10 protein-coding genes are annotated in these 15,558 nt (G+C 58.4%); 6 read left to right on the top strand and 4 right to left on the bottom strand.

Annotated elements, in window-relative coordinates; genetic code table 11:
- Positions 1-40: 40 nt before the first annotated feature.
- On the bottom strand, positions 41-4,900 hold the full coding sequence (locus AC0L6S_RS03650) for an NAD-glutamate dehydrogenase (RefSeq protein WP_473427065.1): 4,860 nt from the start codon (positions 4,898-4,900) through the stop codon (positions 41-43).
- 233 nt (positions 4,901-5,133) lie between these two features.
- Between AC0L6S_RS03650 and AC0L6S_RS03645 the strand changes: the two genes are divergently transcribed.
- The 6 genes from AC0L6S_RS03645 to AC0L6S_RS03620 are packed head-to-tail and all read left to right on the top strand — an operon-like array spanning position 5,134 to position 12,248.
- A complete protein-coding gene (locus AC0L6S_RS03645; RefSeq protein WP_473427064.1) occupies positions 5,134-6,090 on the top strand; it encodes an AAA family ATPase in 957 nt (318 codons plus the stop codon).
- Positions 6,091-6,097: 7 nt separating this feature from the next.
- Positions 6,098-7,039 (top strand): DUF58 domain-containing protein, encoded by a 942-nt coding sequence (locus AC0L6S_RS03640; RefSeq protein ID WP_473427063.1) that lies wholly within the window; start codon positions 6,098-6,100, stop codon positions 7,037-7,039.
- Complete coding sequence (locus tag AC0L6S_RS03635) at positions 7,036-7,512, top strand: DUF4381 domain-containing protein (RefSeq protein ID WP_473427062.1); 477 nt, start codon at positions 7,036-7,038, stop codon at positions 7,510-7,512. The genes AC0L6S_RS03640 and AC0L6S_RS03635 overlap by 4 nt, the downstream gene beginning before the upstream one ends.
- Positions 7,509-8,555, top strand: coding sequence for a vWA domain-containing protein (locus AC0L6S_RS03630; protein ID WP_473427061.1), 1,047 nt, complete (start codon positions 7,509-7,511; stop codon positions 8,553-8,555). The genes AC0L6S_RS03635 and AC0L6S_RS03630 overlap by 4 nt, the downstream gene beginning before the upstream one ends.
- Positions 8,552-10,537: a VWA domain-containing protein gene (locus AC0L6S_RS03625; RefSeq protein ID WP_473427060.1), complete on the top strand. Its 1,986-nt coding sequence runs from the start codon at positions 8,552-8,554 to the stop codon at positions 10,535-10,537. The genes AC0L6S_RS03630 and AC0L6S_RS03625 overlap by 4 nt, the downstream gene beginning before the upstream one ends.
- Positions 10,521-12,248 (top strand): BatD family protein, encoded by a 1,728-nt coding sequence (locus tag AC0L6S_RS03620; protein ID WP_473427059.1) that lies wholly within the window; start codon positions 10,521-10,523, stop codon positions 12,246-12,248. Before AC0L6S_RS03625 ends, AC0L6S_RS03620 begins: the two co-directional genes overlap by 17 nt.
- 64 nt (positions 12,249-12,312) lie before the next feature.
- Here AC0L6S_RS03620 and AC0L6S_RS03615 read toward each other — a convergent pair whose 3' ends face one another.
- The 3 genes from AC0L6S_RS03615 to pepN form a co-directional block, all read right to left on the bottom strand.
- A complete protein-coding gene (locus AC0L6S_RS03615) occupies positions 12,313-12,519 on the bottom strand; it encodes a cold-shock protein (RefSeq protein WP_159169088.1) in 207 nt (68 codons plus the stop codon).
- A gap of 85 nt (positions 12,520-12,604) precedes the next feature.
- On the bottom strand, positions 12,605-12,775 hold the full coding sequence (locus AC0L6S_RS03610) for a hypothetical protein (RefSeq protein WP_473427058.1): 171 nt from the start codon (positions 12,773-12,775) through the stop codon (positions 12,605-12,607).
- Between the two features lie 123 nt (positions 12,776-12,898).
- The gene (gene pepN / locus AC0L6S_RS03605) at positions 12,899-15,556 is read right to left on the bottom strand and encodes an aminopeptidase N (RefSeq protein ID WP_473427057.1); all 2,658 of its coding nucleotides are present in this window, start codon (positions 15,554-15,556) and stop codon (positions 12,899-12,901) included.
- Positions 15,557-15,558 lie beyond the last annotated feature (2 nt).

The raw sequence follows: 15,558 nt of genomic DNA, 5'->3' as shown, positions 1-15,558 counted from the left end.
TGGGTCCCAAATCGAGCGGCGAAGCGCGGCCGGCGATCGTTTAATGTGCCACCGCACCGCGCGCTGTGCTTTGGGCAAGATCCAGTAACTCCCTGTTCGCCACCGCCAGCATCGCAAAATCCGGTGCCGGTGCCGCCTGTAATTCGGTGAGCATCTGGCGCCAGCGGCTGAGCAGACGCTCTTCCTGCTCCTCCCAGTGCTGCAGGCAGTGCAGCAGATTGCCGTCCTCCTCGAGATAGCACAGTGCGCCCATCGCCAGAGTGCGCTGCTGCCATTCCAGATCCTCAAGATAGCTGTCGCGGGCCATGGCCTGCCACTCGGTATCAATTTTGGCAAACAGGATCTGACCAGCAAACCAGTCCAACTGCAGTTCTTCACCTATTGCGAAGTACACCCTGGCAACCTCCATCAGCTGTGCGCCGTCCTGCAGCGCCGCCTCGACGATCCCCAGCGCCCTGTAGCTGTAGTGTGTGCCGACAACCGTGCAGGCCAACTGCGGGTCAACGCCCTGTTCCTCATAGTGCTCGCGCAGGTTTTCATAGTGCTCAGCAGTGCTGCCGCGCAGCAGTGTCGGAAATGCTTCGGACAACTGCTCCACGCCTTCTCGGAACTGCGCAATCAGTGTCGTCGGTGACAGTTGTCGGCGACGATTGCGCAGTAGCCAGCGCGTCGCGCGTTTCACCAGGCCTACCAGCACCAGCATCATATCCATCTGGGCACCGGCGGTGACCGCGTGGCCCAAACCCTCGATCTGATCCCACAACTGGGGTATACGGTAAATCTCCATAACCGCGGCATAGGCGCAGGCCACATCATCGACCGAAGTCCCCGTCGCCTTCTGCTGCCGCAGTACAAAATTCAACCCCATCCGATTGACCATATCATTGGCGATCTGCGTCGCAATAATCTCCTTTCGCAGCCTGTGGTCCTGCACTTCATCCGGGTACAACTCGGCCAACCGGGGTGGAAACGCGTGATGGAGTGCACCGGTCAAACAGGCATCGTGCTGCAGTTCTGACTCAATCAACTGTTCCTTCAGGGCCGCCTTGCTGTAGGACACCAGTACAGAGAGCTCCGGGCGCGTCAGTGTCTTGCCCTGCGCCCGCCGTTCCAGCAATTCCTCATCGCTGGGAATAAACTCCAGCTCCCTGTCCAGACGACCGGCATCTGAGAAGTCTTTGATAAAGCGCTGATACTCCGCCGCTCGTGATTCGGCCTGATATTCCACGAGACTGATGGCCTGTGCCTGGCGATAGTTGTTCTGGAGCACCAACTCAGACACACTGTCGGTCATTTCTACCAGTAGTGTATTGCGATCCTGCGGTGACAGCTCACCACGCGCCACGACCGCGTTCAGCAAGATTTTGATGTTGACCTCGTGATCGGAGCAGTCGACACCTCCGGCGTTGTCGATAAAGTCAGTGTTACAGCGACCACCGGCGAGGCAATACTCGACCCGCCCCAACTGCGTCAACCCCAGGTTGCCGCCCTCGCCGACCACGCGGCAGCGCAGGTCTGCGCCGTTGACGCGCAGCGCATCATTGGATTTATCACCCACCGCCATATGCGACTCAACGGAGGCTTTGACATACGTGCCGATACCTCCGTTCCACAGTAGATCGACCGGAGCGCGCAACAGGCAGGAGATCAACTCATTGGGCGTGAGTCGGGTCTCCTCGATAGCAAAGCGCTGGCGGACTTCGGGAGAGAGCTGGATCGATTTGGCCGAGCGCTCAAATACACCCCCGCCAGCAGAGATCAGTTCGGGCTGATAATCGAGCCAACTGGAGCGCGGTAACCCGAACAACCGGGAGCGCTCGGCAAAACTGCTGGCAGCATCCGGGTTCGGGTCCAGAAAGATGTGCTGGTGGTTAAAGGCTGCGACCAGACAGATATGCTCTGACAGCAGCATGCCATTGCCGAACACATCGCCCGCCATATCGCCAATGCCCACCACCGTGAAGTCGGTAGTCTGGATATCAATATCCATCTCGCTGAAGTGACGCTGTACAGAGACCCAGGCCCCACGCGCAGTGATGCCCATTTTCTTGTGGTCGTATCCGGCACTGCCGCCGGAGGCAAACGCATCGCCCAGCCAGAACTGATACTCTGCCGCAATACCGTTGGCGATATCCGAAAACGATGCCGTACCCTTGTCCGCTGCCACTACGAGATAGGGATCTTCATCGTCCTTGCACACCACCTGCGGCGGACGGCTGACACTGTCTTCCGTGCGATTGTCGGTGATGTCAAGCAAGCCGCGGATAAACAATTCGTAACAGGCGATTCCCTCTTGTTGCACCTCGTTGCGAGCCATGCCCGCGCGCATTTGCCGGCATACGAATCCACCTTTGGCGCCCACCGGCACGATAACGGCATTTTTCACCTGCTGTGCTTTTACCAGTCCCAGCACTTCGGTGCGAAAATCCTCCAATCGATCCGACCAGCGCAACCCGCCGCGCGCCACTTTGCCACCGCGCAGATGCACCCCCTCAACCCGGGGCGAATAGACAAAGATCTCATACAGCGGCACCGGCTGCGGCACATCGGGGATATCGGATGGGTGCAGCTTGAAGGAAAAATAGGGTTTTCTTGCACCGTGCTCATCGAGCTGAAAGAAGTTGGTGCGCAGGGTCGCCTTCACCGCCAACACGAACTGCCTGATGATACGATCCTGTCCGAGATTGGGCACCTCCTCAAGTGCCTGCAGTATACGCTGTTCTATTTCCTCTTCTCGCGATTGTCGAGTGGCTTCATCACCTTCGAAGTCAGGCGAAAAGCGCGTTAAAAACAATTCGACGATGGTGCCGGTAATATGCAGATGCGCGGCGAGTGTTTCGGCAACATACTCCACGCTATAGGGAAACTGTAGCTGCCTGAGGTAGCGGGCGTAGGCGCGCAGCAGGGCGATCTCCCGCCAGTCGAGCTGTGTGCCGAGCAGGAGCTTATTGAAGCAGTCGTTTTCTGCCTCACCGTGCCATATCCGCGCGAATGCATCCTCAAACTCGTCCTTGACCTCGGCAACATCGATGTCGTGAGAGAGGGAGTAGATCAGGCTGAACTCCTGGACCCAGAAGACCTGCCCTGCACGATGGTGAACTGCATAGGGCCGCTCAGTGACCACACGCAGCCCGAGATTCTCTAACATGGGCAACACATCCGACAGCGGCAGACTGCTGTCGGAGTGATACAGACGCAGTCGCAGGCTGTCTTCTCCTTCGCCCTGACGATAAAATTCCAGTGCCAGTGACTGTCCGCTGTGCAGGCTGAGAAAATGGCGAATATCGGAAACCGCTACCTGTGGGTCGAAATCGTCTCTGTAGCCCGGCGGAAAGCCGTCTGCGAAATCTCGCACCAGCGGCTCACCCTGCTCTGCGCCGAAGGCCTTGACCAGCTGACTGGCGAGCCGGTCCGGCCACGCCATCAGGGCCTGTACGATTTCGCCTTCCAGCAGTGCCGTATCGAACTCGATCGGTGTGTTGGGATCCACCCGCAGCACAAATTGCACCCGCACAAGAATTGATTCGGAGAAGAATGCGTTGAACTGGAGTTCCTCGACATTGAAGACACTGACCAGAATCGCCTCTATCCTGGCGCGCTGCTCGGTACTGTATTGATCACGCGGCACGTAAACGAGACAGTTGACAAACTTCCCATGCACATCGCGGCGCACGAAAAGCCGTGTCTGCCTGCGTTCCTGTATCGCATTCACTGCATTTACAGTAGCGCAAAGTTCTTCAGTGGTGGACAAAAACAATTCGTCCCTGGGAAAACTGTTGAGCACCCGGCGTAGTTCCCTGCTCTCGTGTTCCGACCAGTGCAGGTCGGACAAAGCCATCACGTGTTTCACCTTGCGGCGCACAATGGGAATGAGCTCAGGGTCCATGGTGTATACACCGGAGGTGTGCAGACCGAGAAAGCGATGCTGGCCGACCAATGTGCCGCTGTCATCAAACTCGCGGATTTCCACGTAGTCCGGATAGGCAACCCGGTGCACACGCGAACGCTTTCCCGATTTGGAAAAACTTAACTGTTCGTCACGCAACTCTTGCGGCGACAGTCGGGCCAGATCCAGTTCGAGATCCTGCACACCTCGGGTTGCCAAGTGGCGCAACAGGCCGAGACTGCGCTCAGTTTTAACAGTGACCCGACCGAAGGGTATACCCGGTGCGACTTCAAGATATTCGTAGCCAAGCAAGATCATATGTTGATCACCCAGCCAGTGCAGAAACGCTATCGATTCATCGCGGATATCCTGAGCGACACAATCGCTGTGCGCAATCTGCCGGGCAACATCCCGCAAGCGCCTGCCCATCGGCTCAAAATCTCGCACCACAACAGAGACTTCATTTAGGATATCCACGATCGTATCGCGTAGATCGGCAAGCTCTTCCGGGCGTGACTGCCGACTGATCTCGAAAAAGAGCAACGCCTCCAGCGCAGCGGAATCACTGTCCTCCTGCGTAACGGGCAGCACTTCTACCAGTTCCCCACTGGCACTGCGCTTGATGGGCAGGTTGGAACTGGCTACGGTGTGAATACTGAGGTTGCGCCGATTCAGTTCGCCGCGCACAGATGCTGTACAGAACGGGATGCCTTCACACAGTACAAGCAGTGTTGTGTAGCGCTCGTCCCAGCAGTCTCCGTCTCCGTCATCGTCCGGGGTGAATATCTGCACCCTGGGAGCATCCGCCGGCCACTGACGAATAAAATCGAGCAGGCCTGTGACAGAACTGAACAGCTTATCGACACTCCGACCCTGCAGTTCCTGTGGCGAAAAGCGTCTGAAAAAGGCCGATATCAGATTGTGTAGCGCCTGACGATCAGCAGTATCACTATCGCGATCGATCCGGTTTGCCAACTCCCCCAACAGACGCTCTTTGAAATCTCCTATAGACATACCTTGCATCCTCGAGTATCAGTATTGCTGGTCGTTCCAGTCATTATCTTTCTCAAATCAGTCTAACGCATTCTGGGGCGCATGCCTTACAGTCCGGAACTTTTTCATTGTGCACCAGTCACAAAAGGCAAGTCGACAGGCTGTGCAGCGTCTCACTGGACGGGCCGCTGGCATTCGTTACAATGCGGGGCGCCCACGGGGCGATCACGTTAAACAACACCACAGGAGCAATCGTGGCAAACGCAGACATCCGAACACTCGAGAATTGGCTGAGCGGCCAGGTTATCGGCCAGGCGCATCTGGTACAGCGCCTGATCATCGCCCTACTGGCAGATGGGCACCTACTGGTGGAGGGTGCTCCCGGACTCGCCAAGACACGGGCGATCAAATCGCTGGCCGACGGCATAGAAGGCAGTTTCCATCGAATCCAGTTTACACCGGACCTGTTGCCGGGGGATGTCACCGGTACAGAAATCTACCGGCCTCAGGAGGCCAGCTTTCACTTTCAGAAGGGCCCTGTGTTTCACAACCTGGTGCTGGCGGACGAAGTCAATCGCGCGCCGGCCAAGGTCCAGTCAGCCCTGCTTGAAGCCATGGCCGAACGACAGGTGAGTGTCGGTAGCGAAACCTACCCGCTCCCCGACCTGTTTCTGGTGATGGCCACGCAGAACCCGATCGAACAAGAGGGCACCTATCCGCTACCCGAGGCCCAATTGGACCGGTTTCTGATGCATGTGAATGTCGGTTACCCGGATACCGCAGCGGAAACCGAAATACTGCGCTTGACCCGCAACGAGGCGAGCCGTGGGCTGGACAAGCCACCCGCGCCGCTGTCCCAGCAAACGGTATTCGGTGCACGCCAGGAAATATTGGCCCTGCACATGTCTGAAGCCGTAGAGCAGTACATGGTGCAGCTGGTGATCGCCACTCGTACGCCTGCCAGCTATAGCGATAAGCTGGCGGGCTGGATAGAGTATGGCGGTAGCCCGCGGGCCACCATCGCGATCGACCGCTGCGCCCGCGCCCATGCGTGGCTAAAGGGCCGCGATTTTGTCAGCCCCGACGACATACAGGCGATCGCCGCAGATGTGCTGCGCCACCGGCTGATACTCAGCTTCGAGGCCGAGGCCAATGGCGTGACGCCGGACATGGCGATAGAGGAACTGCTGGCGACTGTTCCGGTAGGCTGAAGTCGACATGCTTCTGGCTGATATCAATACCCCCGCCCGTGGTGCCTACACGCAGCTCAACGAGCTTATCGCGCTGCGCTTTCCAGCCAGGCAATTAAAGCTCGGGCGCAGGACGCGTGCGCTCAGCAATCTGGCGGGGCCGATCAAATCCAATTTTCGCGGGCGCGGCATCGATTTTGAGGAGGTTCGCAGCTACCAACCCGGTGATGATATCCGCACCATCGACTGGCGAGTAACCGCCAGAACCGGCAATGCGCATACCAAGTTGTTTCGCGAGGAACGCGAGCGCCCGGTGCTGGTGGTTGTCGATCAGCGCAACAGTATGTTTTTCGGTTCCAGCCACTGTTTCAAATCGGTGCTGGCAGGTCATCTGGCCAGCCTGCTTGCCTGGAGCGCGCTCAGCGGCGGTGACCGCGTGGGTGGACTCGTATTCAATGAAGACGGTCATCAGGAAATCAGGCCGCGGCGCAGTCGTAAAACCGTGCTGACACTGCTGTCCCAGATCAGTAGCTACAATGCCGCACTACCGGTGGACAGCAGCAACGAGGCCGACAGTTTCGCGCAAATGTTGTCCAATTTGCGACGCATCGCACGCCCTGGCAGCAGTATCTTCCTGATCAGTGATTTTCGCGGTTCCTCCGAGGAAGGCGCGCGGGAACACCTGTTCGAGTTGACCAAGCACACAGAGCTTACTGCACTGGCCTGTTCCGACCCTCTGGAAGCTGATCTGCCCAGGGCCGGGACCTACGCGGTGACCAACGGCCAGGAGCGCAGTGAACTGGATACCGGCATACGGCAGCTGCGCGACAGCTATAGACGGCGCCAGCAACAGCAGCGTGAATTGTTGAGCAATGATCTGGTTCGGCTGGGAGTACCGCTGTTACAGGCATCGACCCACCTGTCGCCGTTCAATCTGTTACAGACCTATTTCGGAGAGACACGCCGGTGAACCCGCAGGACCCACTGGCCAACTTGCAGCCACTGCGGCAGCCGGAGATGATCGGCTGGTGGCCGCCGGCACCGGGCTGGTGGCTGTTGCTGTGCCTGACGATTCTGGCACTGTGCATTGTTGTTTACCTCCTGCGCAGACACCGCAGAAAGAATGCGTATAGGCGCCAGGCCCTGCGCCAGCTGCAGGCGCTGCAAAACCAGTACCAGAGCGATGGCGATGTCGCGGTATATCTGGGGAGTATCAACGCCCTGCTCAAGGGTGTCGCACTGCTGGCCTATCCCCGCGCCAGCGTGGCCAGTCAGCACGGCGAATCCTGGCGCGCGTTTCTCAATCTCACCCTGCCGCCCGACATGCAGCTACCGGAGGTCTTCGACAATGCCGCCTACCAGCCACAGGCACCGGAAATCGATCCGGCACTGGTACATAACGCGGCGCTCCACTGGATCAAAAAACACCGGGCGGCCGTATGATTGAGTGGATCTGGCCTTGGCTGTTAGTGCTGGCACCCCTGCCCTGGCTGGTGCGTCGCCTGCTACCGCCTGCTACGTCCCAACAACCCGCCATGCGTGCGCCGTTCTACGCGGAATGGCAGCAGATATCCGAAGTATCGGGCGGGCGCGCCTCAGCGGGTAATGCGGTACCTGCGATTGGTCTCTGGCTGCTATGGCTGCTGCTGCTGTTGGCCGCCGCGCGACCGGTGTGGGTCGGTGAAGCCATCGAGCTTCCCAACAGTGGCCGCGACCTGATGATGGCGGTCGATATTTCCGGCTCGATGCGCATCGAGGATATGCAGGTACGCCAGACCATGGTGCCACGCGTGGAAGCTGTCCGGCAGGTCGGCGCGCAGTTTATCAGCCAGCGCAGCGGCGACCGGCTCGGACTGATTCTGTTTGGCAGCAACGCCTATGTGCAATCGCCACTGAGCTTTGACACCAGCACAGTGGAGCGGTTTTTGTCCGAGGCGCAGATCGGCTTCGCCGGTGAAGAAACCGCCATCGGTGATGCCATTGGGCTGGCCGTTAAACGCCTAAAAGAGCGACCGGCCGAAAGCCGGGTACTCATCCTGCTGACCGACGGACAGGACACCGCCAGTTCGGTGAAACCATTGGATGCCGCCAGACTGGCCGCCAAACTGGGGATTCGTATCTACACCATCGGTATCGGCGCCGACTCGCTCACCCTGCCCGGTCTGTTCGGCTCCAGCTTTGGCAGTCGCCAGGTCAACCCTTCGGCGGAACTCGACGAAGCCACCCTGCAAGAAATTGCACAACTGACTGGCGGCGAGTACTTCCGCGCCCGCAACCCGCAGGAGCTTGTCACCATCTACCAACTGCTGGATGAACTGGAGCCCGTAGAGCAGGAAACCTCGCTGTACCGGCCACGCCAGGCACTGGGCTACCTGCCGCTGCTGGGTGCGCTGTTTCTCAGTTTTTTGTTGGCACTGCGGCACTGCAGCTCAGTCTTTGACTGGCGTCGTGCCAGTGCAGCAGCCGCGCCACAGGAGGAACGATGATCTCGGTTCACTGGATGCGTCCGGAATGGCTGTGGACACTGGTTCCGGCGCTGATTCTGCTGGTGCTGCTGTGGCGTCAGCGCAGCCGCTCTGGGAGTTGGCAGGCGGTGATCGCACCTGAATTACTGCGCCATCTGGTCACCGACAACACCGTAACGCGCGGCCGCAACCTGCTGCCTTTTGTATTTCTGGGATGGTTGCTGGCGGCCCTTGCCGCTGCCGGGCCTAGCTGGCAAAAAATACCCCAACCCGTGCACCAGAAACAGGATGCGCTGGTGGTATTGCTCGATCTGAGTTTATCGATGAATGCGGCAGACCTCACCCCTTCCAGGCTGGACCGTGCGCGGCAGAAACTGTTGGACTTGCTTAAACAGCGACGGGAGGGCCAGACCGGGCTAATCGCTTATGCCGGCGATGCCCATATTGTGACGCCACTGACCGACGACACGCCCACCATCGCCAATCTGCTGCCGGCCCTCAACCCAGAGATGATGCCGGTCCCGGGCAGTGAGCCGGTGAGCGCTGTAACACAGGGACTGGATCTACTGCGCTCAGCGGGAATCCGTGCTGGAAAAATTCTACTGATTACCGATGGCATCTCGGAAAAAGACCGAGAGGGTATAGAGAAGGTATTGCAGACCAGTGACGTTGAGCTGACCATTATGGGGGTAGGCACTCCCACCGGGGCGCCCATTCCCCTGCCCGGTGGAGGATTCATCAAAGACGACAAGGGCACCATCGTGATGCCCGGCCTTGAGGAACAGGGCCTGCGGGAGTTAGCCGCCGCCACCGGCGGAACCTACCAGCGTATGCGCATCGACGACAGCGACCTCGCAAACCTGCTCGCCTCCAACCCATTGACACAGACGGAGGAAACGCTTTCGCTGGACCGCACTGCAGATGCCTGGGAGGACCAGGGATACTTTCTAATTCTCGCCCTGCTGCCGCTGGTACTGGCGCTGTTTCGGCGTGGCTGGCTGCTGACACTCGCGCCCCTACTGCTGCCCACATTACTGCTGGTACAGCCGAACCAGGCTTCTGCACAGACATGGGACGACCTGTGGCTCACTGCAGACCAGCAAGGCCAGCAGGCCTTACAACGCGGTGACGCAGAAGCCGCAACCTCACTGTTTGAGAACCCTGAGTGGGCTGGCACTGCGGCTTATCAGAGTGGTGATTACGAGGTTGCAATAGAGAAATTTAACAATCCCGACGATGCCGACAGCCTGTACAACCGGGGCAATGCCCTGGCCAGGGCTGGTGAGCTGGAAAAAGCCATCGAATCCTACGAGAAGTCGCTGGAATTGAAACCGGATCAGCCCGACGCCAGCCAAAATCTGGAGTTGCTAAAACAGCTGCAGGAACAACAGCAAAATCAGGATCAACAGCAGGGCCAGGATCAGCAAGAGGGTCAGGATCAACAGCAGGGCCAGGATCAGCAAGAGGGTCAGGATCAGCAGCAGGGCCAGGATCAGCAACAGGGCCAGGATCAGCAACAGGGCCAGGATCAGCAGCAGGGCCAGGATCAGCAGCAGGGCCAGGATCAGCAGCAGGGCCAGGATCAGCAGCAGGGCCAGGATCAGCAGCAGGGCCAGGATCAGCAGCAGGGCCAGGATCAACAGCAGGGCCAGGATCAACAGCAGGGCCAGGATCAGCAGCAGGGTCAGGATCAGCAGCAAGAGGAACAGGCCCAGGGTGAGGAGTCGCAATCCGGTGACGATGAAACCAGTCCCGAGGGCCAGGAAGAGCAGCCCTCCGAGGCGGCACGCGCGGAACAGGAACCGGGCGAAGGCGATGAGTCACAACAGGAACAGATTGCGGCGGGTGCGGAGTCAGGCGACGAAGAGCAGGAACAGGCCATGCAGCAATGGCTGCGCCGCGTGCCCGACGACCCGTCGGGATTGCTGCGGCAAAAGTTTCGCTACGAAAGCCAGAAGCGCCAGCAACAGGGTATGGGGAGAGACAATGAAACCTATTGGTAACAGCTTGATCGCGTTGTTCATCGTGGTATTGGCTCTCACTGCCAATACTGCCCTCGCGGCGGTAACCGCCAGTGTGGATCGCAATCGGGTCGCACTCGGTGACACGCTGAGGCTCACCATCACCGCTACCGATGACGAGGAAATTGACGAAGCCAAGCTCGGGGCGCTGCAGCAGGATTTTGACATCATCCAACGCTCTACCAGCAGCAACACCAGTATTATCAATGGCAGCTTTTCGCACACGCGAAAACTGATTGTCGATCTCGCGCCACGGCGCGAAGGCACCCTGCAAATTCCGGCGATGACATTTGGACAGAGCACCACGCCCGCGATGAGCATCGCCGTCCTGCCGCCCTCTGATACCCCTGGTGCTGGACAGAGTGTTGTTTTTGAAGCCTCTGTGGATAGCGATGAAGTCTATGTGCAGGGCCAGGTTATCCTGACGCTGCGTGTGCAACAGTCTGTCAATCTCGAAGGACGCAGCCTCACGCCGTTAAAACTGGATAATGCCTTCGTCAAACCGCTGGAACAGCAATCGTTCCGGAGAGTGATAGATGGGCGTCCCTGGCTGGTTGACGAGGTACGCTACGCCATATTTCCCGAGCAAAGCGGCACACTGGAAATACCCGCGCTGGTATTCTCAGGGCGAATTGACAGGGGTCGCCGCAGCTTCTTCGACCTCGGCGGCGGCGGGCAACCGGTGCGGCGCACCTCAGCCCCGATCAGCATTGAGGTTCTCCCGAAACCCGCAAACTACCCGGCAGCCGACTGGCTGCCGGCGAAACAGCTGACACTGGAAGAAACCTGGTCCACGCCGCCGGAACAATTACGGGTAGGTGAATCGGCGACCCGCACGATTCGTATCGTCGGCGAGGGACTGCAGGGCGCACAACTCCCGCCCATCCTGTTTACACCCCCGGACGGACTCAAATATTACCCGGACCAACCCAGTATCAGCGAGCAGGAAGTTGCTGATGGTCTGGAAGGTATCCGGGAAGACAGCGCAGCGGTCGTCCCCACACGCGCCGGTACCTATGTCATCCCTGAGATTCGTATACCCTGGTGGGATACTGACACCGGAGAACTACAATTCGCGGTTTTGCCAGAGCGGACCATCACTGCGACGGGTACATTGCCCGCGGCGACAGCTAATCCTGCTGCGTCTGTCGATGAAGCTGCCGCGCAAGGGGCAATACCCTCCCCCTCCTCGGCCATCGATCTGGGCCCAGCAACCCGTCCAGATAACGCCGGTGTCACGCGGCAAGCGCTGTTCGGTTGGCAAATTCTCGCTGTTGTCAGCACACTGGGCTGGCTGCTGACACTCGTCTACCTGTGGCGCAGGCGCCCGTCGAAGACTACGGAAACTGTGGCAAGCGCGGAGAGCGTGTCGGAGAAAAAAGCCTTTAAGGACCTCCTAAAGGCCTGTGAACGGGGCAGTCCCGCCAGCGCACGCGCCGCGATGATTACCTGGGCCGCAGCACTTCACCCGGGCACAGCGGTAGTCTCTCTCGACCAGGCGGCGCAGATGCTGGGGGATGAGGATGTCCGGCAACAGCTCGAAGCGCTGGATGCGGCGCTGTATCGCCCACAGGGCAGCAACTGGAACGGCAATATACTGGCTGCCTGTGTCCGTCGCGTACGCAACAGCACCAACAGCAAGCGCAAGCCAGGCGGGGAGTCCGAGGTACAACTGTACCCCTCGGCACAATAACTCCGCACAAAAAAAAGCAGCCTTGGCTGAACGCCTCGGCTGCCGGTGTTTCAGGACGGCTTTCTCAGCCGGGAATAACGTTGTTGGCGCAAGGACCTTTCTGGCCCTGACCAACTTCAAATTCCACTTCCTGACCATCATTCAAAGTGGCATAACCACCGCCGTTCTTGATTTCTGAATGGTGGACGAAAAGGTCTTTACCGCCGTCTTCAGGCGTAATAAATCCATAACCTTTGTCTGCGTTGAACCATTTAACCGTACCTTTGCTCATATTACTTACTCAAAATGAATGGTGAACTACTGTAGGTTCCCATCCCCGCATTCACCGGTACGGAGTGGAAAATTCTGTAACGGGATTACTCCACGTCGGTGGTCGCGCTCGGACTGACTTCTGACGTTGCGGTGTCATCACCACCATCGTCTGAACTGCCGCTCATTGCGGCTTTTCTCAGCCTTTTCTCTTCTTTTTTCTTTTTCTTAGCGAGTTCTCTCTGCCGCTTTTCAAAGCTGTAGTTGGGTTTAGCCATCAGAATCCTCTGGTATCAAATGAGCGGAGCCCACTGCCATACGGACCACCGATGGCCCAATTTAACACACCCGGTGCGCAATTGCTTTGTGACAGCGAAAAAGAGATTCAGCGAGCCTAGGGGTCAATTCAGGGATTTGGTGACAATTTCAAACACATCCGGGGACAGCGCCGGCTGCTCTGCTAGACGCTCCAACTCCTTGCGCATCAGTTCTGCCCTGCCGGCGTAGTTGCGCCACTTGGTTAAAGGATTGAGCAGGCGTGCAGCAAGCTGCGGATTCAGCGCGTTCAACTGGATCACGATATCGCCCAGGAAATGGTAGCCAGAGCCGTCCCGACGATGAAAATTAACGGGGTTCTGGTTGGCAAAACCGCCGATAAGGGCGCGTACCTTATTGGGGTTGTGTATATCAAAGTCGGCGTGATGCAGCAGCGCCTGCACCCGTGAAAGCGCTTGCTCATCGGGAATCGCCGCCTGCAACTGCAGCCATTGATTGACCACCAGTACCTCATGCTGCCAGTCACTGTAAAAGCTCTGGAGGGTATCTTCGCGCAGTGCAAAATCACCGTAAAAGACGATCTCCCGCAGTGCCGCGAGGCGATCTGTCATATTGTCGGCAACGCGATACTGCTCCACCGCCAGCGGCATATTCTGTGGGTTGGCGGCGACCAGGTAACTGAGGCATATATTGCGCAGACTACGATGTGCGATCTGCTCGCCATCTGGCGCATAGGGCTGTGAGTTGTCCAAACGCTGGTAGCGCGCGAGAAACGATTCCTCCAACGCCGCGCCCAGCGCAGTGCGCACTGCATCGCGGGCCTGATGAATGGTGTCAACATTGGCGCCGCCACTGCGGCTGGCCAATTCGGCCAGATAATCCTCGCTGGGCAATCGCAGCATCTCAGCCACCATTGCAGGGTCGAGTGATTCATCCAACATCAGGTCGTCGCAGGCCTCGATAAACAGGCCCTCGACAGACGGTGCCTCGCCGGCCTGCAGCTGTTTCTCCACCTCATTGATCACAAGTATCGCCAGTGCCTGGGCGCTGTCCCAGCGGACAAAACCATCACTGTCGCGGCGAATCAGGGCACAGAGGTCCTCTTTGCTGTACTCGTAATGCAATCGCACCGGTGCGGAAAACCCGCGCAACAGCGACGGCACGGGGCGCTCCATCACACCCTCGAATACAAACGATTGCTGCGGCTGATTCACGGTCAGCACAATATTGGTGTTGTCCGCCGTATCCGCATCGGGCTCGCTGTTAGCCAGCCGCAGGGGCAGATTACCGGCGTCGCCTAACAGGCCCACTGCCAGCGGGATCACAAACGGTGATTTGTCGGGCTGACCCGGGGTGGGAGGACAGGATTGTTCGACATGCAGCGTATAGCGCTGTGCTGACTCATCGTATTCGTCACGCACCGCCAGCTGCGGTGTTCCTGCCTGGGAATACCAGTTGCGGAACTGGCGCAAGTCCATGCCGCTGGCATCTTCCATCGCACAGACAAAGTCCTCACAGGTGACGGCCTGGCCATCGTGTCGCTCGAAGTACAGGTCCGACCCGCGTCGGAATTGCTCAGCTCCCAGCAATGTGTGCAACATGCGCACCACTTCGGCGCCCTTTTCATACACCGTGAGCGTGTAGAAATTGTTGATTTCCATATACGACTCGGGGCGCACCGGGTGCGCCATCGGACCGGCGTCCTCGGCAAACTGTGCCGTGCGCAGCATCGAGGCATCCTCGATGCGCTTGACGGTGGGCGAGCCCATGTCCGCGGAGAACTGGGCATCGCGGAATACGGTAAAACCCTCCTTCAGACTGAGCTGGAACCAGTCGCGACAGGTGACGCGGTTGCCGCTCCAGTTATGAAAGTACTCGTGTGCCACGATTGCCTCAACACGCTGAAAACCACTGTCCGTTGTCGTCTCGGGGCTGCACAGCACGCATGACGTGTTAAAAATATTGAGGCTCTTGTTCTCCATCGCGCCCATGTTGAAGTCGTCCACCGCCACGATATTGAAAATATCCAGATCGTATTCGCGCCCGTAGACCTCCTCGTCCCAGCGCATCGACTTCTGCAGTGAGTGCATTGCGTGATCACACTTGTCCAGATCCTTTTCCTCGACGTAGATACGCAGGGTAACGCGGCGGTCGCTGGCGGTTGTGAAACTGTCCTCGACGTGAGCGAGATCACCGGCCACCAGTGCAAACAGATAAGCCGGTTTGGGAAAGGGGTCGTGCCAGACTGCTTGGTGTCGACCGTCGGCCAGTTCCTGGCTATCGAAGAGATTGCCGTTGCTGAGCAATACGGGATAGCGCGCGCGATCGGCCTCGACTGTCACGGTAAACACCGACATGACATCCGGCCGGTCGAGGTAATAGGTAATTCTGCGGAAGCCCTCCGCCTCACACTGTGTGCAAAACAGTGACCGCGATTTATATAAACCTGAAAGAGAGGTATTTAACTGCGGTTGAATCCGGGTCCTACAGGTCACAACACACTGCTCAGGCACTTCGTGGATACACAGCGATTCGTCACTGACCGTGTAGGCCGAGGGCTGCAGTTCTACCCCGTCGATGGCTACCGACAGCAACTCCATCTCTTCACCGTGCAGTTCCAGTGATTCGTTCTCGGCCACCGAGCCATCGCGCAACAGATGCAGGCGCGATGTCACTACGGTCCAGTCCTCCCCTAGCTCAAAATGTAGCTCGGTGCGGCCTATCAGGTAGGCAGGGCGCCTGTAGTCTTTGAGAAGTATGGATACCGGTTGGGCATCTCGCATAA

The sequence above is a fragment of the Halioglobus sp. D3-4 genome (assembly GCF_055809315.1).
The sequence above is the reverse complement of the archived record's forward strand: the minus strand, read 5'-3'. Positions and strand labels throughout refer to the sequence as shown.

Coding starts and splice junctions, on each gene's coding strand:
- AC0L6S_RS03650 (WP_473427065.1), bottom strand. CDS start 4,900: ATGTCTATAGGAGATTTCAAAGAGCGTCTGTTGGGGGAGTTGGCAAAC.
- AC0L6S_RS03640 (WP_473427063.1), top strand. CDS start 6,098: ATGCTTCTGGCTGATATCAATACCCCCGCCCGTGGTGCCTACACGCAG.
- AC0L6S_RS03630 (WP_473427061.1), top strand. CDS start 7,509: ATGATTGAGTGGATCTGGCCTTGGCTGTTAGTGCTGGCACCCCTGCCC.
- AC0L6S_RS03625 (WP_473427060.1), top strand. CDS start 8,552: ATGATCTCGGTTCACTGGATGCGTCCGGAATGGCTGTGGACACTGGTT.
- AC0L6S_RS03620 (WP_473427059.1), top strand. CDS start 10,521: ATGAAACCTATTGGTAACAGCTTGATCGCGTTGTTCATCGTGGTATTG.
- AC0L6S_RS03615 (WP_159169088.1), bottom strand. CDS start 12,519: ATGAGCAAAGGTACGGTTAAATGGTTCAACGCAGACAAAGGTTATGGA.
- AC0L6S_RS03610 (WP_473427058.1), bottom strand. CDS start 12,775: ATGGCTAAACCCAACTACAGCTTTGAAAAGCGGCAGAGAGAACTCGCT.
- pepN (WP_473427057.1), bottom strand. CDS start 15,556: ATGCGAGATGCCCAACCGGTATCCATACTTCTCAAAGACTACAGGCGC.